This window comes from Chryseobacterium takakiae (assembly GCF_900129385.1).
Classification (GTDB): Bacteria; Bacteroidota; Bacteroidia; order Flavobacteriales; family Weeksellaceae; genus Chryseobacterium; species Chryseobacterium takakiae.
Map to the genome: position 1 here is coordinate 39,477 of NZ_FQVO01000005.1, position 22,477 is coordinate 61,953.

The 22,477-nt window shown below is 37.3% G+C and carries 18 protein-coding genes; 8 read left to right on the top strand and 10 right to left on the bottom strand.

From position 1 onward, the window contains the following. The first annotated feature begins 88 nt into the window (after positions 1–88). From BUA76_RS08050 to BUA76_RS08075, 6 genes are all read left to right on the top strand, one after another. On the top strand, positions 89–844 hold the full coding sequence (locus BUA76_RS08050; RefSeq protein ID WP_072884296.1) for a polysaccharide deacetylase family protein: 756 nt from the start codon (positions 89–91) through the stop codon (positions 842–844). Further along, positions 837–1,463 (top strand): flexirubin biosynthesis/transport protein LolA2, encoded by a 627-nt coding sequence (locus tag BUA76_RS08055; RefSeq protein WP_072884297.1) that lies wholly within the window; start codon positions 837–839, stop codon positions 1,461–1,463. The genes BUA76_RS08050 and BUA76_RS08055 overlap by 8 nt, the downstream gene beginning before the upstream one ends. A gap of 130 nt (positions 1,464–1,593) precedes the next feature. After that, positions 1,594–2,064, top strand: coding sequence for a flexirubin biosynthesis protein LolB2 (locus BUA76_RS08060; RefSeq protein WP_228408472.1), 471 nt, complete (start codon positions 1,594–1,596; stop codon positions 2,062–2,064). Between the two features lie 2 nt (positions 2,065–2,066). After that, positions 2,067–2,447: an ApeI family dehydratase gene (locus tag BUA76_RS08065; RefSeq protein WP_083573192.1), complete on the top strand. Its 381-nt coding sequence runs from the start codon at positions 2,067–2,069 to the stop codon at positions 2,445–2,447. Beyond that, positions 2,444–2,920 carry a hypothetical protein gene (locus tag BUA76_RS08070; protein ID WP_072884299.1) on the top strand — a complete coding sequence of 159 codons (477 nt, stop codon included), beginning with the start codon at positions 2,444–2,446 and terminating at the stop codon, positions 2,918–2,920. Before BUA76_RS08065 ends, BUA76_RS08070 begins: the two co-directional genes overlap by 4 nt. Before the next feature lie 4 nt (positions 2,921–2,924). Further along, complete coding sequence (locus BUA76_RS08075) at positions 2,925–4,097, top strand: DUF2062 domain-containing protein (RefSeq protein WP_072884300.1); 1,173 nt, start codon at positions 2,925–2,927, stop codon at positions 4,095–4,097. Between the two features lie 65 nt (positions 4,098–4,162). On the opposite strand, the gene BUA76_RS08080 is transcribed toward BUA76_RS08075, so the two are convergent. From BUA76_RS08080 to BUA76_RS08120, 9 genes are all read right to left on the bottom strand, one after another. Beyond that, positions 4,163–6,175 (bottom strand): FG-GAP-like repeat-containing protein, encoded by a 2,013-nt coding sequence (locus BUA76_RS08080; RefSeq protein WP_072884301.1) that lies wholly within the window; start codon positions 6,173–6,175, stop codon positions 4,163–4,165. An 18-nt stretch (positions 6,176–6,193) separates the two neighbouring features. Continuing rightward, positions 6,194–7,288, bottom strand: coding sequence for a hypothetical protein (locus BUA76_RS08085; RefSeq protein WP_072884302.1), 1,095 nt, complete (start codon positions 7,286–7,288; stop codon positions 6,194–6,196). Between the two features lie 221 nt (positions 7,289–7,509). Beyond that, positions 7,510–9,297 carry a C45 family autoproteolytic acyltransferase/hydolase gene (locus tag BUA76_RS08090; protein ID WP_083573193.1) on the bottom strand — a complete coding sequence of 596 codons (1,788 nt, stop codon included), beginning with the start codon at positions 9,295–9,297 and terminating at the stop codon, positions 7,510–7,512. Beyond that, positions 9,294–10,823: a phytoene desaturase family protein gene (locus tag BUA76_RS08095; RefSeq protein ID WP_072884303.1), complete on the bottom strand. Its 1,530-nt coding sequence runs from the start codon at positions 10,821–10,823 to the stop codon at positions 9,294–9,296. The genes BUA76_RS08090 and BUA76_RS08095 overlap by 4 nt, the downstream gene beginning before the upstream one ends. A gap of 196 nt (positions 10,824–11,019) precedes the next feature. Further along, positions 11,020–11,904, bottom strand: coding sequence for an LpxL/LpxP family acyltransferase (locus BUA76_RS08100; protein ID WP_072884304.1), 885 nt, complete (start codon positions 11,902–11,904; stop codon positions 11,020–11,022). 101 nt (positions 11,905–12,005) lie between these two features. Next, entirely contained in the window at positions 12,006–12,260 is a 255-nt protein-coding gene (locus BUA76_RS08105) for an acyl carrier protein (RefSeq protein ID WP_072884475.1), read from the bottom strand. 4 nt (positions 12,261–12,264) lie between these two features. Beyond that, positions 12,265–13,485, bottom strand: coding sequence for a beta-ketoacyl-[acyl-carrier-protein] synthase family protein (locus BUA76_RS08110; protein ID WP_072884305.1), 1,221 nt, complete (start codon positions 13,483–13,485; stop codon positions 12,265–12,267). Between the two features lie 81 nt (positions 13,486–13,566). Next, positions 13,567–14,298 (bottom strand): flexirubin biosynthesis SDR family reductase FlxB, encoded by a 732-nt coding sequence (fabG, locus tag BUA76_RS08115; RefSeq protein WP_072884306.1) that lies wholly within the window; start codon positions 14,296–14,298, stop codon positions 13,567–13,569. 56 nt (positions 14,299–14,354) lie between these two features. Then, positions 14,355–15,875 carry a flexirubin biosynthesis tyrosine ammonia-lyase FlxA gene (locus BUA76_RS08120; protein WP_072884307.1) on the bottom strand — a complete coding sequence of 507 codons (1,521 nt, stop codon included), beginning with the start codon at positions 15,873–15,875 and terminating at the stop codon, positions 14,355–14,357. A 99-nt stretch (positions 15,876–15,974) separates the two neighbouring features. On the opposite strand from BUA76_RS08120, the gene BUA76_RS08125 reads away from it, so the two are divergent. After that, positions 15,975–17,219 (top strand): NAD(P)/FAD-dependent oxidoreductase, encoded by a 1,245-nt coding sequence (locus BUA76_RS08125; protein WP_072884308.1) that lies wholly within the window; start codon positions 15,975–15,977, stop codon positions 17,217–17,219. 35 nt (positions 17,220–17,254) lie between these two features. Here BUA76_RS08125 and BUA76_RS08130 read toward each other — a convergent pair whose 3' ends face one another. Then, on the bottom strand, positions 17,255–18,547 hold the full coding sequence (locus tag BUA76_RS08130) for a flexirubin biosynthesis putative acyl-CoA ligase FlxY (protein ID WP_072884309.1): 1,293 nt from the start codon (positions 18,545–18,547) through the stop codon (positions 17,255–17,257). 470 nt (positions 18,548–19,017) lie between these two features. Here BUA76_RS08130 and ileS point away from each other — a divergent pair, with 470 nt between their 5' ends. Further along, positions 19,018–22,473 (top strand): isoleucine--tRNA ligase, encoded by a 3,456-nt coding sequence (ileS, locus tag BUA76_RS08135; RefSeq protein WP_072884310.1) that lies wholly within the window; start codon positions 19,018–19,020, stop codon positions 22,471–22,473. Positions 22,474–22,477 lie beyond the last annotated feature (4 nt).

The window sequence follows — 22,477 nt, forward strand, 5'->3', positions numbered from 1 at the left end:
GAGATTTTTCATTCCGCTTTGCTCCATTCAGAATGACAGCACGAATATAGATTATGGATATTTAACCCTAAATTTATGAACAATAAAGATGAAACATTACCTATTTATCCTGTTTTATATTTTCTGTAATGTTTTTATTTATGCATTTCAGGGAACATTTTGGGTATATCTCTTTTGTTTTTTGATGTTTTCTGCAGTTGTTGTCTGGGGATCTTTTGATATCGGACTGAATTATTTTATGAACAGCATTCTTCATAAAAGAACGAAAATCAGGGAAGTTGCCCTAACTTTCGACGATGGGCCCACAGAATTTACACCTCAATTTCTGGATCTGCTTAAGGAAAACAAGATAAAAGCGACTTTCTTTTGTATCGGTAAACAGATCGAAAAATATCCTGAAATTTTCCAAAGAATTGTTGCAGAAGGTCATACTGTTGGAAATCATACTTTTTCTCATGCTGACAACACAGGTTTTTTATCAACTTCAAAAATGATCGAAGAGATCGAAAAATGTGACGAAGTGATGCTGAAAACTGCCAATTTAAAAACAAATTTATACCGACCTCCTTTTGGCGTGACCAATCCGAATATTGCCAGAGCCATCAAAAGAACACGCAAAAAAAGTATCGGCTGGAACGTACGGTCTTTAGATACCGTTACGAAGGACGAAAAGAAAATTTACCGGAAGATTACTAAAGGGTTAAAAAAAGGAAGCATTCTTCTTCTTCACGATACCTCAAAAAAAACGTTTAATGTTTTGGCAGATTTATTGGTATTTTTGAAAGAGAATAATTACTCAACTTTTACGGTTGATTCAATGATTAAAAATCAAAAAAATGATTAAAAATATTGCTTTAGGAGCATTCTTACTGATTTCAGGTGTATTACTTTCTCAAAACACACCAATGTCCGGGGCCGAAGCCAAAGCATTCGTAGCGAAAGTTTCTTCAGAAACAAAAACAATAAAAACATTACAGGCAGATTTTACACAGACCAAGAAAATGGATTTTCTGGATAAAAGTATCATTACTTACGGAAGAATGTCATTAAAAACGCCTGATATGTTGAGCTGGAAATACACAAAACCTTATCAGTACAGCATTGTTTTCAAGGATAATAAAATTTTTATTAATGATCAGGGCAAAAAATCTTCTGTGGATGCCAAAAGCAAAACTTTCGAAAAAATCAATAAACTAATTGTAGGAAGTTCAAACGGACAGATGTTCAACGATCCTGAATTCTCAGTAAGTTATCTTAAAAATGGTAATTTCAACATTGCAAAATTCACCCCGAAATCTGCACAGCTGATGAAATACATTAAGCAAATTGAGTTGTATTTTCCTAAAAACCAATCAACGGTCTCTCAGGTAAATATGACGGAAGCTTCCGGAGATACGACCAATATTGTTTTTAAAAATACTAAAGCCAATGCACCGGTTGCTGCTTCGGAATTTAGCTTATAGCCTGATATTCATTTTGTTTGTATCATGTAAAACATACAAACTTAATAATGTAAAATCAATTTCAACTTCAATAAAGAAAGTTGAAAATCTCTATTTTTCATCTCCGGAAGATTATGTGTATAAATGCCAGATGGATATTTATAAAAACCATGTAAGCGGCATTCTCATCATAAAAAAAATCAATACAACGACGCAGCGTGTTGTTTTAACATCGGATTTTGGGAATAAATTGATCGACTTTGAACTTTCTGAACAGAATTTTAAGCTGAATTATGTTCTTCCGGATCTTGATAAAAAAATCGTTATCAATTTTTTACGGAATGATTTCCAGGAACTCTTAAAAAAGGATTATCCCGTATCTGAAAGTTTTGAAAATGAAACCGACGCTATTCATCTTTCGCGATCTGGTAAGAAAACGTATTATCTATTCTTTAACAAAGAAACCCACTTGCTGAAACAGATTGTTTATACCAAGAACAATAAAGAAAAAATAGATTTTACATTCGACGCAAAAAAACATATCTTCGCGGATAGCTTGAATCTTCAACATAAAGATTTTAAAATCAATATAAAACTATTTCAAATTACTGAAACAGAATAATAATGCAGACTATTCTTACCGATTTTTACAGTTTAGAATCCTACGAAAAGGCAGAAAACGGAAGTTTTACCGCCCACATTGTGCTTAATAAAGATCATGATATCTTCAAAGGTCATTTTCCGGGAAATCCCGTAACGCCGGGAGTTTGTATGATGCAGATTGTGAAAGAACTTTCTGAAGAATTTACTGGACAAAAACTATTTTTGAAATCTGCTTCCAATGTGAAATTTATGGCGATCATTAATCCTTTTGAAACGCCCGAACTAAAATTACAGCTGGATATTAATGAATCTGAAGAAGAAGTTAAAGTAAAAAACACAACTTCCTTTGGCGAGACTATTGCATTAAAAATGTCAGTTAACTATAAAAAACTGGCAAAATGAAATTAATTTTTTCGTTCATTACTGCATTTATGCTATTCTTTCAATCCGGAATTGAATCTTTGCGGGAAAGCTATGCTAAAGCCAATGCATCCAACGCGAATACCGAAGCGTTTATCAATACCGCTGAAAAAAGTTCCGGGTCTGACGCTGTCATCCAGGGGTATAAGGCAGCAGCCAAAATAATGGAAGCTAAAATCGCAAAGCAGAATAGAAAAGCATTGGTAAAATCCGGCGCTACCAGCCTTGAAAGTATTATCAAAAGCAATCCCAATAATATCGAACTTCGTGTTATCAGGATGAGTGTTCAGGAAAATATTCCGAAAATTGTGGGATACAGAGGAAGCCTTAAAGATGATAAAGCTTTCATTCTGAATAATTACAGCAAACAAAATTCAGCCTTAAAAAACTATATTAAAAAATTTGCGGTACAATCCAAAACAATGACAGAGGCCGAAAAAGCAAGTTTTAAATAAAACCATGACCCTCACTGAAGTCCAGAAGGCAATTTCCGAAAAGAATATCTGTGTTTTAGTTCCTACCTATAACAATGAAAAAACGCTGAGGAGAGTTATCGGCGGTGTTTTGGAGTACACGCGTAATATTATTATCGTAAATGACGGCTCTACAGATTCCACACCATTTATTTTACAGGATTATCCCGAAATCAGGATTATTCACCTCCCTGAAAATAAAGGAAAAGGAAACGCTCTGAAAACAGGTTTCAGAGAAGCCGAAAAAATGGGCTACAGCTATGCGATCACTATTGATTCTGACGGACAGCATTACCCGGATGACATTCCGGTTTTTGTGGAAGCTTTGTTAAAGGAAAATCAGGATATACTTCTGATAGGAAACAGAAACATGGCCCAGGATGGAATACCTAAAAAAAGCAGCTTTGGGAATCGTTTTTCTAATTTCTGGTTCTGGTTTGAAACAGGGATTAAACTGGAGGATACACAATCGGGATTCCGGCTGTACCCGCTGCATAAAATTCCCAGAAAATATTTTACTCCTAAATTTGAGTTTGAGATCGAAATCATTGTACGGACCGCATGGAGGCATGTTCCTGTAAAAAATGTTCCTATAAAAGTATTGTACGATCCTGCAGAAAGAGTGTCCCATTTCAGGCCTTTTAAAGATTTCACCCGAATCAGTATCCTTAATACAATTTTGGTATTTATTACACTGGTTTACATTATTCCGAGAAACTTCATCCATAATTTCAAAAAAAAAAGCTTTAAGAGATTTATAAAAGAAGATGTGCTGGAAAGCGACGGAAGCAACCGAACCAAAGCTTTTTCCGTTGCACTCGGTGTATTGATAGGTTTTTCTCCTTTTTGGGGCTTTCATACGTTGCTTACCATTTCTTTAGCGGTACTTTTCAAGCTGAATAAAGTCCTGGCTTTCGTGGCTTCAAATGTAAGCATCCCTCCTTTTATTCCTTTTATTATTGCGGCTTCATTGTTTCTGGGTGCGCCATTTGTGGGTGGAAACAGCAATATTTTCAGCCAGGAGCTGAATTTTGATCTTGTGAAAAATAATCTTTTGCAATATTTAGTCGGCAGCGCAATATTATCGGTCTCCATGTCCGTCATTTCCGGGACTGCCGTTTTTCTTTTCCTGAATAAAGTAGATCCGGAAAACACTTAGTATTATTGAAACAAAAACTGCAAAGCCTTTTGACCTTGCAGTTGTATTTAGTATTATTTTTATTGTTACTTTATTGTTACTTTTTGTGAATAATTCTTACCCGATTTATCTGTTACCTGGAGCAGGTATGTTCCCTGCTTTAAGTCTCTTACGGAAATCTGATTCCTTTCTACTTTAGCCTGAAGAACCATTCTGCCGCTCATCTCATACATTTTAGCCTGTTCAGGAACAAAACCGGATTGGGTCTTAAGCTGAATGATATCATGTGCCGGATTAGGATATACCGTAAACATCTCTTCTGCTGTCTGAATCTCCTTTGTGCCTAAGAATGAACCTTCAATTACATTTAATGTTGTATTTGGGGCTACATTATTAATTGTGTCTACCAATCCGGAAGGCCAGCGCACAATCACTTTTGTAATGGCAGTGGCCTGCCCGATCCCGAAATGAACATTCAGCGTACTCATGTTTCCGAAGCCTGTGCCACTTTGTACATCTCTGATCTGTTTCCCCCAAGCTCCGTAAATTTCCACTCTTGCACCAATTCCGTTTCTATTGCTCTGAGTTCCTTTCAGGGTTACTTTCAGCCATTTATTGGTATTTCCGGCATTCATCATGATCATGTTTCCGTTCTGAATATCCAGAAATCCGTCGTTATTTAAATCTCCTATGGGACGATCGTAGTAGCTGAGATCATAAGGATTAGGATTGGGCGTAAAAGTAAAATCTCCGTTCCCAAACATGATGGTATTTCCTGCTCCCAAAACATCCAGAAAGCCGTCGTTATCAAAATCATGCGCCACATATTCTCTGCTCAGCGAACTATTGGTATCATATCCGGATCCGGCAGATTTATCGGTGAAGGTACCGTCTCCGTTGTTTTTCATCACTTTACTCAGTCCATTTGCCGTGGAATTAATTCCTACCACGGCATCCATCCATCCGTCATTATTAAAATCTCCCCAAGCGGAAGACCATGTCTGAACCGGATTGGCCATATTGGCGGCGGCAGCGACATTGGTAAACGTTGCATTGCCGTTATTGCGGTGAAGTTCATCGATGTTCCCTCCGGGACCCGAACCGCCTCCGCTGCATTTTGCAATAAAAAGATCCATATCTCCGTCATTATCATAATCAATCCAGATAGAACCGTAGTTTCCTCCGGAAGGGAAATCACCCAGTCCGCCCTGGCTATGATTCATGTCCGTGCCATCATTAATATAATATCTGTTCGGAGCATTATCATCACATACGAAAGCGTCTAATTTCCCGTCATTATTAATATCAATAAAATTTGTTCTCTGCACTAAAAAGGACTGCTGTTTTCTGTCTGACGTGTAAGCCGTTCCCGTGGCATTTGCCTTTAAAAAAGCAACTCCGCTTCCCGAACCGTAAATCAGATCATTAAATCCATTGTTATCATAATCTCCGGCGGCTATGCTCCATGAAGGCGTTATGACTGTGGTGGGAACGGTATACGTTACATTATTGAATGTTCCGCCCGGCTGCTGATAGGAAATGACGATCTGTGTAGCGCTTACTACAGAAACGATATCATCGAGATAATCGCCGTTCATATCTACAATACAGTTGTTAAAACCTCCTGCAACAGAAACAGTCTGAGGAGTAAACACTAGGCGATCCGGCTGAACTATTACCTCGGAAAGTGTAACGTTGAAGCCTAATGCAGAATATTTATTATCAAATACGATATAATATGTTGTTCCGGAAACAGCATTAAAGGTCACTTGGGAAAATTGTCCAATGTAATCGTCGTTGGCAGTGACACAATTAAGTGCGTTACAATTTCCTGAAAATACTATTAAACGGGTATCAGCATTTTGACCAGCAGACGAAGTGGTAACTTTAATCGTTTTGTTGGCAGTAGCTGTATATTTATACCACAAACCTTTTGTCCCGGCTGCGCCTAGAGTACAAGCCGTTGAAGGTGGGTCTCCCGTGACATCCGGCACGGTAACGGTTCCTAAATTAAGGGAAACTGCTGTTGCGCAAGTGAGCTGTGCAGACAGCCATGTGCTGTTCAATAATAAAAGAATTAAGGGGAATATTTTTTTCATGGATAAAAGTTTTTATTACTAAGGACAAGTTTGATTTAAAGAAGAGATCCATTGATTCAAAAGCGCTATCCCTTCATCATGAACGATGGTTCTTCCAAGCAGAGGCATTCTGTTGTTTTCATTGACAGAACTTAATCTGAAATGCATGACCGATTTGGCAGGATTTCCCGGCGTAATAATTTTTTCCAGCGATGAGCCGAGAGGTTCATCAGCCATTACACAAACCCCCATCTTCGTTAAGTTGGCTGTCTGGCTGAAGCTTAAACGTATTGCCCTGTAATCACATCTTGCATTTTCCTGGTGACAGTGGGCACAGTTGATATCAAGATAAGAACGCAGACGGATATCCAGAGGCTTGCTTGTATCTTTATAATTCACGGTAGAGACAATACTGGATGGATAACTTTGGAGATAACCCTCATCAACAAACTTTTGAAGCTGGTTTTTAATACCGTTAGGATAATTGTAAGTCCCATTTAAATTCTGTGGTTTCATCCCGATCGGGATCGGTTTATTGTCTAGCTTATGGCAGGCGAGGCATTCTGTTTCCGAAGGAATTCGGTAATCTGTAGTGATCATATCGCCATTATCTTTTTTAAAAGTAATGTTCTTAGAACTGCCGCTTGCAAAGTTGGTGCCGGTAACCAGCTCGGCCTCAGTCTGAGCGTCATTCCAGAGGTATTCTGCAAAAATCCAGCCTGTGGACTTTTTAATCATTAAGCGCGTTTCAAGAATTTTTGTTGTATTTCCGGGCTGGACGGTATTGTAGTAGAAATTTTTGATCAGTACGGTACCTACAGGAAAATTCAGCACTTTATCATCAGCATCATAACCTGCTTTTACTCCGCCAGGCATCCAGATGAATCTCTTTTTCAAAGCATAATCTGTAAATAGTGAGCTGGCCGGCTCGTAAGGAATAACCTTGGTGTTGGGTTGCAGATTTTTCAGTTCTCCCGTAAAAAACATGTATGTTGAGAGTTTTGCATACGGAACGGCATCAATATTAAAATTAACAAAAGAACTTTCCGTTTCTACACTTTCAATTTTTTCGTCGTTTTTACAGGAAAAAAGGCTTAAAAAACAACCTAAATACAGTAAGTAGATCTTTCTCATTCATTAACGATTTAACGAAAACGAATTTAATAATTTAAATCATACAAAATAAAATTATAACAATAAAAAAATAATTTTATTAAAAAAATACAATCTATATACTATTTATATTTAATTTTTACTGTTAAAATTTAATAAAAACAAATCATATTAAAAATACGGTTCTAATTTTAATTTTTAAAAAATTCATTATAAAACAATATTTTTGAAAACAAAAAATGTTATCTGCATCTTTTTCGTGCCTTCCTAAGATCATGTTCAATATGCTTTTTGTCCTGAAGAGTTGTGATTTCTTTGGCCAGTGCTTTTTCAAATTCTGTTTTTGCTTTGCTGTATTCTTTTAGCCTGTAGTAATACTTTCCGGATTTATAATAAACCAGCCAGAAATCAGGATTCAAAGATTGGTAGTAAGCCAGGAAGTCTTCTGCTAACATTACGTCTCCTTCAATTGCTTTTTGAACTTCTTCGTTCATCATTTTGTATTGTTCATAAGCTTCAAATTCCTGGGAGTCTATAAAAGGATCTTTTGGAATATTCAATTCAGACCTTGCAAAACTTCCATCTTTTACTCTTTTATCCGAAAATATTTCATTAAGATCATAACATACAAATTCTCCCAGCTGATACGGATTTGCGGAAACCCAAACCAACTTTTTCTGGGGCGAAAAAATCACGGCATGATGCGCCAGAAGCTGATTAATCGCCTTTTCGTTTCCGTATCCTATTTTTACTCCTTTCAGCCCGGATTTATCACGTAAGATTGCAGCCATTTTTTCAGGAGTCATTTTTTTATTTTTTTCTAAAAGTTCCTGAAGCTTTTCGTAGCGGTATTCGGAATGGCTCTCTGCAATATGCTTCAGATTCCTTTTATCATTTTCATAAGCCTCCGACTGAAAATGATTGGTACAAAAAACCCGGCTTGTGTTTTCAACCTTATAAACTCCGAAATTATCCGGAGAAACTTCGATGATTACAGCATTTTTATCATTTGCACTTCCTACCAGAATCGATTCCGAAACAAAAACTTTTCTTTTTTTAGCAATTGCAATGGCTTCATCAATATTTTTAGCATATTGAAGAATTTCCCTCGTCACCAGAGAAATTGGCGTTTTGGCAGTTAACGGAATTTTAGACTTCCCGGCATTGATTGTTACGGTAATTCCTTCTTTATTCATCCCGGAAACGACTCCTATCATTCCCGGCCAGCTTACCGATAAGTAAGGGATCCCGTTTTCAGGCTCTACAAGTTCAACAACCTTGTTTTTCGCAAAATCGTCCCCTACATAAAAATCGAAATTTCTTCCGATCAGCAAATCTCCATCTTCCGTATTTTCATTCCAGACGGCGAGAGAAGTACATCCCACCATCATCAGATCCTGCATAGCATGACCAATATCGTGAGCCCCGTGCAGATAAAGATTCCGCAGATATTTTGGAGCGATAAAATTATATTCATCAGACGAATATTGTGACAAGCCGTACAATTCCGCCTGAAAGTCTTCACGAACATTAAGATACATTTTTCGGTTGTACCATTTCAGAAAGCCACGCAGGAGGTTTTGTTTGAATTTCGACGGGACAAAATTTTCCACTTTCGAAAAGAAGATCTTTTCCTGCTTCTGCATGAGATTCTGTGTGAGTGCTCCATTATTGTACCCCAACTGCAAAGGGTTTCCTTTAATGTACAGTTCCCAGAGCTGCTGTTTATTTTTTGTTAAATAATTTTGTTTAAAGCTGAAAGTAGAATCGTTGATTCTATTGATTTCGGGAATTTCAAGGGAATATTTTTTTACATCAGGAAGGTGATTGACAGACTTTCTTATTCCGCAAGAAGCAAGGCTAACAATAAGGCTGAGACTGAAAATAAATAAAATTATAGATCCATTACTGCGAAAACATTGAATCTTGTCTTTCTGACAAAGAAAAAATCTAGACAAAAACAATTGAGATTCTTCACTCCTCTTCGCTTCATTCAGAATGACAACCCGTATATTTTTTTTATTTTTCATTTAGTTTTATCAATTATATGCATCAACCGTTCATCGACTAATTCCTTGCCTAGAATTTCCGCACAGGTATTGAATGCCCCGATCGTACAGCCTAAGATTCCGTGCATATTTACCGATTGGCCTGTAAGAAAAAGGTTATCAATCTTGGTTCTTGGTGAAACCATTGTTTTCAAAGGATTTTCCGAGCTTTTGCTATAGCCGTACATGTTTCCGTTAAAACTTCCGATATAATCCCGGTAAGATAGCGGTGAAGAGGTGTAAAAGGTTTTTATGGAATTTCTCAGATCCGGAAATTTCTTTTCCAGAGCATCAATCATTTTCTCAGCCTTTTCAAGCTTGAATTTTTCGTACCTGGTTCCTCTTTCATGTTCATCCGCAACGGTATTGAATGTATTTTTCCACGCTTCCACTTCTTCAAAATCCATATAGGAAATTGCCGTAAGACTTTCTGCAAAACCGGGATCATGTTTTGATTCTGTAGAAGAAAGCATATACGTTTCCGGCCAGGTTTTTTTTTGATACCGATAGGCATTCCAGACCATTTCTTCATTGGAAAAATGATACACATTATAATTAAAATCAGGAATTGTACGGGGCTTTAAAACCAAATATACACTGAAACAGGACGGTACCGGTTCCCAGCTCATGATCCTGTTTAAAAAAGATTTTTTCAGCCTTTTTTCTCCTATTAGATTAATTAAAGAGCGTATTTCTATATTCGAGATCAGTTTTTTTGCGAAATATTCTTTTCCGCCTGAAGTTTTTACTCCGGATAAAATATTGTTCTCGTCAAAAATAAATTCTGAAACTTCAGAATGCTTGTGTATTTCCGCTCCGTGTTCACGAAGTTTACGAATCAGCAGTTTTGAAATCTGACTTCCGCCATGTACACACTTGTAAGCACTTTGAATATAAGAATTTACCGTAAGTGCATGAACGTAAAACGGAATATTTTCGGAATCGCCTGCGTAGAGAAAATTGGATCCCAGTAAAACAGCCTGAAGCTTTTTATTTGTCGTTAAAGATTCAATAAATCTTTTGGTATTTAAGTGTAGGATTTCTTCATTATACTTGTCTTTTCCTACCAGATTGTATCTGGGAAACTGATTGCAAACGCTCTGAATTTCTTCACAATAGTCTTCTAAATTTTCTCTTTCATCCGGAAAATATTTTGACAGCTGTTGAACAAAATTTTCGTAACCCTGTGCATGAGGATATTCAATCTCATCGTCGCCAAAGGTAATTTTATCGTAACCGTCTTCATCCATTTTCCTGAGCTGAAGGTCATTCATTATGCCCAGATAGGAAAAAAACTGATGCAGATTCTGTCCTTTTGATAGACCTCCTAAATAGTGAACTCCTGTATCGAAGATGAGCTTATCCCGGGAAAAGGTCTGTAAATTCCCTCCGTACTGGTTGTTTTTCTCCAGAACACACACTTTCAGGCCTTCTTTCGCCAGAATAAGTGCCGAAATAAGGCCGCCCAATCCGCTGCCGATAACAAGTATGTCGAATTCTTTTTTCAAGGAGGAAATTGTCTTTTAATGATTGGGATTTTAAAACGCAAAGTCCGCAAAGAATTTCTTAATCACTTCCTGTTTTTAAGTTCGCAAAGGCGTTAACAATCAGCAAAGATAAAAGGGAGCTTAGGACTCTTATTTTAATTTCTCAACCATTAATGTTTGAGTTAAATATTAGTTTTCTGAAGGTAAAAGTAGGAATTTAATCAATATCATCCCAAAAATCAAAATAATTGAACCATTGAAGCGGATATTTTCTGATCATGGATTCCAGGTTTTGGGTATAGGAATTGAGAAGTCCCTGTGCATCGCGTTTTTTTATATTCTCAGCAACTCTGGCGTACAAATGATAATGAAGGTTTTTCTCTTTCATCACATACACGTACACCACAGGAACGCCCAACCGGGAAGCAATAAGAAACGGCCCTGCGGGAAATTTCGCGGTTTTCCCAAGCAATTCTCCTTCCATGAATTTCGAGCCTTCAAAGTAACGGTCGCCGGTAAAGCAGATAAGTTCGTTTTTGGACAATGCTTCATTGATTTCGAAAATATGCGACATATCTTCTTTTACGTAGATGAATTTAACGGTACTTTTTTTGACCGATACACTTTCGAGATATTCTTTGATAACCGTCACTTCCTGATCGGTAGTTACCAGATTAATCTGGCAATTAAAATCAATATCTGCAAAGAAATGTTCGGCAATTTCAAAATTTCCGATATGCGCGCTGATGAGAACACCACCTTTTTTTTCGGCTAAAAGATTCCTGAGATTTTCAATTCCGTCGAATTCATAAGTATATTTTTCCCGTAATCCGGCTGAAATAGCCGTTTTATCGATAAGCACGGTCCCGAAAGTGAAATAGTTTTTAAATAGTGAAATTTTAGTTTTCCAGTATCCGTAATTCAGTCTTTTCCCGAAATAATATCTGTAATACCTGTTGCTGTTTTTTTCGAATAAAAAATAATAGAATGCAACAAAATAAAGCACAATATATGAACTTCTGATCCCGATATTTCTAATGCACCAGACAAAAATCCTGTAACCCAGAATGGTCCCTTTAGATTTACCTTTCCACTTGTTCATAGTCGTAACTGAAGAATGTACCGATATAAAAAATACAACAGTGTAACAATTATTCAATCAGACTGATAAACTGTTATATTGGTATATTGCTACATTATATATTATTTATTTTTTTCAGCGATTTTGTTTTCTATGGTTGAATAGAAATCATTAAAAGTCAGGATGTTTTTAAAATCTGCTTCGCCCAATTTCACCCCGAAATTAGATTCTATTACGACCACCAGATCAATATAATCCAGGCTGTCTAATCCCAATGTTTTTTTAAAGTTTGCATCATTGCTGATTTCATCGCCGTCTACTTCAAATTCATTAACTAAAAAGTCGTTGGCGGTCGCAACAATTTTTTCCCTTTCCATGTTTTTAATTAAATTTTTTAACAATTAATGCAGAATTGGTTCCCCCAAATCCGAAAGAATTCGACAAAAATACATCAATTTTTTGACTTTTTGTACGGGCTATCAAATTTATCCTTTTTGCCTCATCATCAGGATTTTCCAGATTAATATTCGGTGCAATAAAATCGTTCTGCATCATGAGAATGGAATAAATAATTTCACTGGCGCCCGCCATCCAGCATTCGTGTCCGGTCATAGATTTTGTGGAGCTCACCGGAACTTCACTTCCGAAAATTTCATAAATTGCTTTGGCTTCATTGGCATCCCCAATCGGTGTGGATGTTGCGTGCGCATTAATATAATCAATATCTTTCACCTGTAAACCAGACTGTTGCAACGCTCTATTCATTGCTAAGGCAGGCCCGTCAACATTCGGTGTTGAAATATGCCCTCCGTTGGAAGAAAATCCATAGCCTACGATTTCGGCAATGATATTGGCTCCTCTTTTTTGGGCAGATTCCAGGCTTTCAACAATCAAAGTTGCCGCTCCTCCGCTCGGAATTAATCCGTCCCTGTCTTTATCAAAAGGCCTTGATGCTTTTGTGGGCTCATTTTCCCTTACTGAGAAAACACCCAATCCATCAAAGCTCGCCATGGAATATTTGTTGGTTTCCTGAGCGCCTCCGCAAACAATCATATCCTGGAAACCGTTTTTAATCATCATATAAGCCAGTCCGAGAGAATGGGAACCGCTTGCACAGGCAGCACTGATCGTAAGGTTAATCCCTCTTAATTTAAAAATGGTGGAAAGATTCATGGTAACGGTGGAGTTCATCGACTTGAAAATAGCTCCGGAACCCATTAAAGTCGTATCTTTTTTCTCTCTTGCAATGTCGATAGATTCTACAACGGCCTGAGAAACACTGTCGTTTCCATATAAAATCCCGACTTCATGATGATCTAAAAAGTCCTGATCGATTCCGGCCTGTTTTAAAGCATCTAAAGTTGCAATGTAGGCATATTCACTTTCCTCACCCATGCTTACGCGTTGCCTGCGGCTGAGAAGGTTTTTGAGATCAGGCTTAGGCACGACACCTGTTAATCCGGATCTGAAACCGAATTTTTTTCTTTCATCGACCAAAAAAATCCCGGATTTTCCCTGAAATAAAGATTCTTTCACCTCTTCCAAAGAAGTTCCGATGCAGGAATATATTCCCATTCCGGTAATGACAACCCTGTTTTCCATGTTTTTAAATTTAACAGTGTAACAATTTTTCAAACTAAATTATTATTGGCAGATTGTTACATTAATAGATTGTTATACTATTTACGAATAAATTCCTCCGTTAATATTAATTACTTCTCCAGTTATATATGATGCTTTTCTCGAAGCTAAAAATGCTACTAAATCTGCCACTTCTTCTGCTTCCCCGAATCGGTTTGCCGGAATCATGGCTTTTAATTCATCTTCATTGAATTCCTGAGTCATATCCGTTTTTATGAATCCCGGCGCAACCGCATTTACGGTAATATTTCTTTTAGCGACTTCCTGAGCCAGAGCTTTTGTAGCTCCCACCAAAGCTCCTTTCGCAGCAGAATAATTGGTCTGTCCGGCTGTTCCTTTTACCCCTGAAACAGAAACCATATTGATGATTCTTCCGTATTTATTACGCAACAATTTTTGAATAAAGAAGTTGGTTACGTTGAAAAAACCATTTAAACTCGTATTAATTACTGCGTTCCAGTCTTCACTCGGCATCCACATGAATAATCCGTCTCTGGTAATCCCCGCATTATTTACAATCACTTCAACAACTGATTTAGGATTATTTTCCTGCCATTCCGTTAAAATCTTCTGGGTTTCTTCAGCATTCCCTACATCGAATTTAAGAATTTCTCCTGTTGATCCTAATTCTTCAACTTTCGCCAGCGTTTCTCTTGCTGCTGTTTCGTTGGTAGTATAATTAATCAAAATATGATAATTCTTTTCTTCAGCCAGTTTTATACAGATGGCTCTCCCGATTCCCCTGGAGCCTCCTGTGATGATTGCACATTTCATGTGTTGTGTATGTTAGTTTTTAAGTTTATTTTAAGACAATTGATTTCAGATGAAAGTTATATTGTTTTTAAATATTTCTTCACTTCTTCCAGGTATGGATACATCACCATATCATCAGAGAATACAGGAATGATCTTTCTTATTTCATCATACAATTCTTTGGTTGCCGATGAAATTTTATCCTGAAAGCCAAGATATTCAATCGCCTGAACGATCGTAATTGCTTCAATCGTCAATACTTCGAAAGCATTTTCAATTACCTTTCTGCAGATCACCGCAGCGTTGGTTCCCATGCTTACAATATCCTGATTGTCATTATTATTAGGTATGCTGTGTACATACATGGAATTCGATAACATTTGACTTTCCGCCGTGGTGGAAGTTGCCGTAAACTGGACGCCCTGCATCCCGAAATTAAATCCTAATTTCCCCAAATTCACAAACGGAGGTAAAATTTCGTTGATTTTGGAATTCAGCAAATAATTCAATTGTCTTTCAGCAAGCATGGTCAATTTGGTTACCACAATTTTAAGTTTGTCCATTTCAAGGGAAATGTAATCTCCGTGGAAGTTTCCGCCATGGTAAACATGCTGATCTTCAACATTAATGATCGGATTATCATTTGCGGAATTGATTTCATTTTCCAATACTTGTTCCGTATATTCCAATGTATCTAAAACAGGACCCAAAATCTGCGGAACGCATCTCAAAGAATAATATTCCTGCACCTTTTCTTTAAATACCTTTTCTTTTTCCTCAAAATGAGTGTATAAATGATCTGCTCTTTTTCTGATCAGTTTACTATCAGAAAGATGTGCACGCATTTTTTCTGCAATTTTCTGCTGACCGGCATGAAGCTTTGTTCCGTTTAATACTTCCGATAAGTGATCGTCATACGCCTGAACAATTTCATTAATGGCACAAGATAATTTAATAGAAATATCCGTTAACTGATTTGCTTTATGGACATTAACAGCACCAATTCCCGACATCACGGAAGTCCCGTTCATTAAAGCTAACCCTTCCCGGATTTCTACCTGAATCGCTTTCAGACCTTCAGATTCAAAAACTTCTTTTGTCGATTTTCTTTCACCTTTATAGAAAACTTCGCCTTCACCAATCAGTACCAAGGCTAAGTGTGCCAATTGTACCAAATCTCCACTTGCACCAACTCCTCCATGTTCGAAAATCAACGGTATAATATCTCTGTTTATTAATTCTTTAAGTAAGATAACTACAGATTCATGAACACCGGATTTTCCGAGGGACAATGTATTTAATCTTGCCAGCATGCAGGCTTTTGCTTCGTTGGCAGGAAGCGGATTTCCCATACCGGAAGAATGGCTTCTGATCAGATTATACTGAAGCTGATGAGTATCTTCATCGCTTATCTTAAATTGTGCCATCGGTCCGAAACCCGTATTCACACCATATATCACTTTATTTTTTGAAAACTCTTTCAAAAACTGAAAACTTTCATTCACTCTGGCAAGAAGTGCTTCATCCAGTTCTATTTCTTTATTTTCAATGATGATTTTTTTAAAATCGCTCAGTCTTAAAAAGTTATTTATTTTCATTTATTTGAAAGTAATAATATGATAATTTTTGTAGTTATTAATTAATTGTCATTAATTTGCGGCAAAGATAGAAGTTATTATTAAAATAAAAAATCAAAGATGATCAAAGAATTTGTTGACGTTCTTGTAATTGGCGCCGGGCCTTCCGGATGCGTATCTTCTTCCTATTTAAAGAAGAACAACGTCAACGTAAAAGTTGTTGAAAAGACGAAATTTCCAAGACTGGTAGTAGGAGAAAGCCTAATTCCTCGGGTAATGGATCATTTTGAAGAGGCCGGATTATTTCCCGCTCTTGATAAAATGGGATTTGAAAAGAAACTCGGCGCCCGGTTTCTGAGAGGAAAAGAAGTCTGTATTTTTGATTATAGCAATAAGTTCGGGGAAGGCTGGGACTGGACCTGGCAGGTTCCGAGAGCGGATTTTGATAATGTTTTAGCCCAGGAAGTCATTAATAAAGGAATCGACCTGGAATTCGAAACGGAAGTAATCGGGATTGAATTCAACGGTACGGATTCTGTGACCACGGTAAAAAATAAAAACGGCGAAACCAAAGAAATCCATGCCAAATTCGTGATTGATTCCAGCGGCTACGGAAGAGTTCTTCCAAGGCTTCTGGATTTAGAAAAGCCTTCAAAATTATCTCCTCACTCCGCTATTTTTTCCCATGTAAAAGACATTAATCGGGAAGCAGGAATAGAAGGCACTTTAATTTCTTTTGACATTATCGAAACAGAAGTCTGGCTTTGGGTAATTCCTTTTTCCAATGGAAATACGAGCGTAGGAATCGTAGGTCCGACTGAATATATTGACAAGCTTTCCAAAAACGGAGATCCTGCAGAAGCTTTAAGAAAAGCTATTGCGCTCTCCGATTATTATGTAAAACGTTTCGGAGATGTAGAATTTTTATTTGAGCCTAAACATTTGAAGGATTATTCTTGTTCGGTAAAAAAATTATTCGGAGATGGATTTGCGTTGACGGGAAATGCTTCGGAATTTCTGGATCCGGTATTTTCTTCCGGAATGGCTTTTGCCACTGAAGGTGGAATGACGGCTGCAAAATTAGCCTTAAGACAGCTGAACGGAGAACAAGTAGACTGGCAAAAGGAGTTTGCAGACTATATTTTATACGGAGTTGATGTTTTCACAACGTATGTAAAAGAATGGTACACCGGAAATCTCCAGGAATTATTTTTTCATAAGCCGGAAAATCCTGATGTGAAAAGAAAAATCTGTGCGGTTTTGGCAGGCTATGTCTGGAACAAAAAGAATACTTTTGTAAGAATACATGATACTGCGATAAAAAATCTGGCGGAATTTATTAAAAAAGAAAAACAACAAGCATAAAAAAAACGGTCTGAGAATTTCAGTCCGTTTTATTTTTACCTCAGATCCGTGAATGTAATAGGTTTCCTGCTGTTCGGGTTGAAAACCATTTTAGATAAAACATCAAAATCAACCAATTCAATTTTCGGACTTACCCTTAATTTTGCCCTGAAATGATCTCTTACATCATTTACAAAACTTTCCGAGTCGCTGTCTGTACTGACCTTAATGATAATTTCATCCAGCCCGATTTCATTGGCCTGAATCACAATCTGGTAACACAAAATATTTTCGAAATCATTCAGAATATCATTCATTGCCGGCGGATACAATGTGGTGCCTTTGTATTTGATCATTTGCTGCTTTCGCCCGATTACAGGGCCTAATCTCATGGTATTGCGTCCGCAAAGGCAAGGTTCATAATGCGCTTTCACAATGTCACCTGTTTTGAATCTCAGCAAAGGAATTGCCTCAACACCAAGTGTTGTAATCGTTAATTCTCCGCTCTCATCTTCTTTTACCGGATTCCCATCGTCGTCAAGAATCTCGGTGATGATCAATTCCGGATGATGGTGTCCGCCGATTTGCTGTTCGCATTCCGTAAAAGCCGTGCTCATTTCTGTGGACGCGTATGTTGAAAATAATTTAATATTCCATTTTTCTTTAATTTTCTGGGATAAGATATTATCCGTAAAGTCCTGATTTTTGATGCTTTCACCAATACAAACGGCACCGTAAACGCTGGAATTTTTATAATCAATATGATGCTTTTCTGCATAATCAATCATTTTCAGCAAAAACGAAGGAACGGTAATTAAATATTTCGGTTTGTATCTGAAAATTGAGTCCCATTGCAGTTCCGGAATTCCGGGGCCCATCCTGACAACGCTCGCTCCCATTTTTCTTAAGCCTAAAAAATAAGCAAGTCCGGCCATGAATCTTTTATCGATCGTAGTAATCATCTGAACCACATCTCCTTTTTGAATTCCGGCACAGGCAAAAGAAACAGCTTCATTATAGGCTAATCTCTCCAAGTCATTATCTGATAACCCAAAAGTTACAGGATCGCCTAATGTTCCAGAAGTAGTACTGTAATCCACAATTTTTTCCGGAGCAACACAGAAAAAATCATCGTTATGCTGCTGAATATCATTTTTTGTGGTGGTGGGGATTTTCTGCAGATCTTCCAAAGTCTGGATATCAGAAATATTGATATTATTTTCTTTGAATACTCTTTGATAAAAAGGGGAGTACGTCTCAAGATATATTAAAAGTTCCTGAAGTTTTTGCTCCTGAAACTTTTTTATTTCCTGAATAGCTTCTTGTTCGATGGATGGATAGAATTCCAATGGTTTTTTATTTTAAAAGACAAATTTATTTAAAATTAAAAGATTGGATGATTAAAAAATTTAAAAATTAAATTCCGTTGTAAATTCATACATGATCGCATTTTAATGTAAATGCAAAGATTTAATTATTGTAATGTTGATTTAAGATGGCAAAGGCAAATAAATTTGCTGCGCGAAGCTTGGAACAAAGCTTCATCCATAAGCTTGTTGATTTGTTTGTTCACCTAACTTAATTATTATTAAAATAAGCTTTGCGTTAAAATATCTGTTCAATCCGTGAGATTATTAAATTTTTTCTCTATAAAAATTCACTTATTCAACATTGACAATTCACATTTCAAACATCCTGACATTTATATTTCTGAAACAGAACTTTTTCATTGTAAGTATGAAAATAAAAGATATATTATAAACCGGTAAATTTTAGTAAATTTGCCAACTTAATTAATCAACGATATTGATCTATTACAATGAGCCAATTTAAAGAATACAAAAACCTCAACCTTATTGATGTAGCAGAAAATGTAGCGGAATTCTGGAAACAGAACAAAACTTTCAATAAAAGTGTTGAGATTCGTGAGGGGCAGCCTGAGTTTGTTTTTTATGAAGGTCCGCCTTCCGCAAACGGTATGCCCGGAATTCACCACGTAATGGCCAGAGCATTAAAGGATATTTTCTGTCGTTATCAGACCCAGAATGGAAAACAGGTTTTCCGTAAAGCGGGATGGGATACACACGGACTTCCGGTAGAGCTTGGCGTGGAAAAAGAATTAGGAATCACAAAAGAAGATATTGGCACTAAGATTTCAATTGAAGATTATAACAAAGCTTGTCGTGAAGCCGTAATGCGTTACACCGACGTCTGGAACAACCTTACCGAAAAAATCGGATACTGGGTTGATCTTGATGATCCGTATATCACGTACAAGTCAAAATACATGGAGACCGTTTGGTGGCTGTTGAAGCAGCTGTATGATAAAGGATTATTGTACAAAGGCTACACCATTCAGCCGTATTCTCCAAAAGCGGGAACCGGACTTTCTTCTCACGAAGTAAATCAGCCGGGCGCTTACCGAGATGTTTCGGATACAACGGTGGTGGCACAATTCAAGACATTACCGGAAACATTGCCTTCATTTTTACAGGGATTTGGCGATGTCCATTTCTTAGCCTGGACCACAACTCCGTGGACACTACCCTCCAATACAGCGTTGACAGTAGGCCCGAAAATCGATTATGTTTTGGTTAAAACTTTCAATCAATATACTTTTGAACCGGTAAATGTTGTTTTGGCTAAAGCTTTGGTCGGAAAACAATTTGCTAAAAAATATATCGAGGGAACAGAAGAAGATTTCGCAAATTACACTTCAGAAAGTAAGATTATTCCTTACCAAATTTTAGCAGAATTCAAAGGTGCTGATCTGGTTGGAATTAAATATGAGCAACTTTTAGATTATGCTAAACCTTACCAAAATCCGGAAAATGCGTTCAGGGTAATTTCAGGAAACTTTGTAACAACGGAAGACGGAACAGGTATTGTTCACACCGCACCAACTTTTGGTGCCGATGATGCGAAAGTGGCGAAAGAAGCAACTCCTGAAGTTCCGCCGATGCTTGTTCTGGACAAAAATGGAAATCCTGTTCCGCTTGTGAACTTACAGGGAAGATTTTTACCTCAGGTAAGTGACGAGGTTTACGGTTTTGCCAATGAATATGTAAAAGGAGAATACCTTAGCGAAGCAGAAAAAGAGACGGAATTTAAAATTCAAAAAGAAAATCTTAAGTCTATTATTTCAGATCTTAAGACCTATCTTTCTGTTGATGAAAGGATTGCTTTAAAATTGAGGAAGGAAAACAAGGCTTTTAAAGTAGAAAAATACGTTCACTCGTATCCGCACAGCTGGAGAACAGACGAGCCTTTATTGTATTATCCGCTGGACTCGTGGTTTGTGAAGATGACGGCCGTAAAAGACAGATTGGTAGATTTAAACAAAGAAATCAACTGGAAACCGAAATCAACCGGAGAAGGACGTTTCGCCAACTGGCTGGAAAATGTAAACGACTGGAATCTTTCCCGATCAAGATACTGGGGAATTCCATTGCCAATCTGGAGAACAGCTGATCTGAAGGAAGAAAAAATCATCGGTTCTGTAGAAGAATTATACAACGAAATTGAAAAATCGATTGAAGCAGGATTGATGAAAGAAAATCCGTTCAAAGGGTTTATCATCGGAAATATGTCTGAGTCTAATTACGAACTGGTTGACCTACACAAAAATGTGGTCGACAAGGTAATTTTAGTTTCAGATTCAGGACAAGCTATGAAACGCGAAAGCGATCTGATTGACGTGTGGTTTGATTCAGGAGCAATGCCTTACGCTCAGTTGCATTATCCTTTTGAAAATAAAGAATTAATTGATACCAATAAAGCGTTTCCGGCAGACTTCATTGCAGAAGGTGTTGATCAGACAAGAGGCTGGTTCTATACGCTCCATGCGATCGGAACAGGAGTTTTTGATTCCGTTGCTTATAAAAATGTAATGAGTAATGGGCTTGTTCTGGATAAAAACGGCCAGAAAATGTCAAAACGCCTGGGAAATGCAGTGGATCCGTTTGAAACTCTTGCAGTTTACGGTCCGGATGCAACACGTTGGTACATGATTTCAAACGCCAATCCGTGGGAAAACCTGAAATTCGACATCGAAGGAATTGATGAAGTGAGAAGAAAATTCTTCGGAACATTATACAACACCTATTCGTTCTTTGCGTTGTATGCGAATGTAGACGGATTCAATTATTCTGAAAAAGAAATAGAACACAGGCCTGAAATTGACCGATGGATTTTATCGGAATTAAATCTTCTCATCAAAGAAGTTAAAGCTTTCTACGAAGATTACGAACCGACTCGTGTAGCGAGAGCGATCAGCACTTTTGTGAATGACAATTTATCCAACTGGTATGTAAGATTATGCAGAAGGCGTTTCTGGAAAGGAGATTATTCTGAAGATAAAATCTCGGCTTATCAGACTTTATACACCTGTCTTGAAACGGTTGCCAAATTATCTGCGCCGATTGCGCCATTCTTTATGGATCAATTGTACCAGGATCTCAACAAAGCGACAGGAAAAGAAAATTTTGAATCTGTTCATTTAACAAATTTCCCGGTTGCCGATGAAAGCTTGATCGACCAGGATCTGGTTGAAAAAACACACTTGGCGCAGAGTATTACAAGTATGGTTTTCTCTTTGAGAAAGAAAGAAAATGTAAAAGTTCGCCAGCCGTTGCAAAAAGTGTTGATTCCTGTTTTAGATTCTAAAACCGAGGAGCAGATTTCAGCCGTTTCGGAACTGATCAAACAGGAAGTAAATGTTAAAGAAATTCAATTAATTAACGCGGAAGAAGCATCGCATCTTATTGTAAAACAGATCAAACCGAATTTCAAAGCATTGGGCCCTAAATTAGGCAAAGACATGAAAGTGGTAGGAGGTGAGATTGCAAATTTTAATGCAGAGCAGATTTCAACCTTAGAAAAAGAAGGGAAATTAGACATTCAGGGCTACGAAATTACATTGGATGATGTTGAAATTTCTACCAAAGACATCCCTGGATGGACGGTAACTTCCGACGGAAAAACAACTGTGGCATTAGATTTGACGTTGACAGACGAATTAAAATCTGAAGGTATTGCAAGGGAATTCATCAACAGGATTCAGAACCTGCGGAAAGATAAAGATTTCGATTTGACGGACAGGATTGTGATCTCTCTGGAAGACAACTCGCCTTTCATGGATGACATCAGGAAAAATGAAGAATATATTTCTTCGGAAGTCTTGTCAAATAAAATAGAAATTGTATCTTCACTTTCAAATTTTAACGAAATCGAGATCGATGAAGTTAATTTTAAGATAAATGTTGAAAAAATTTAACATA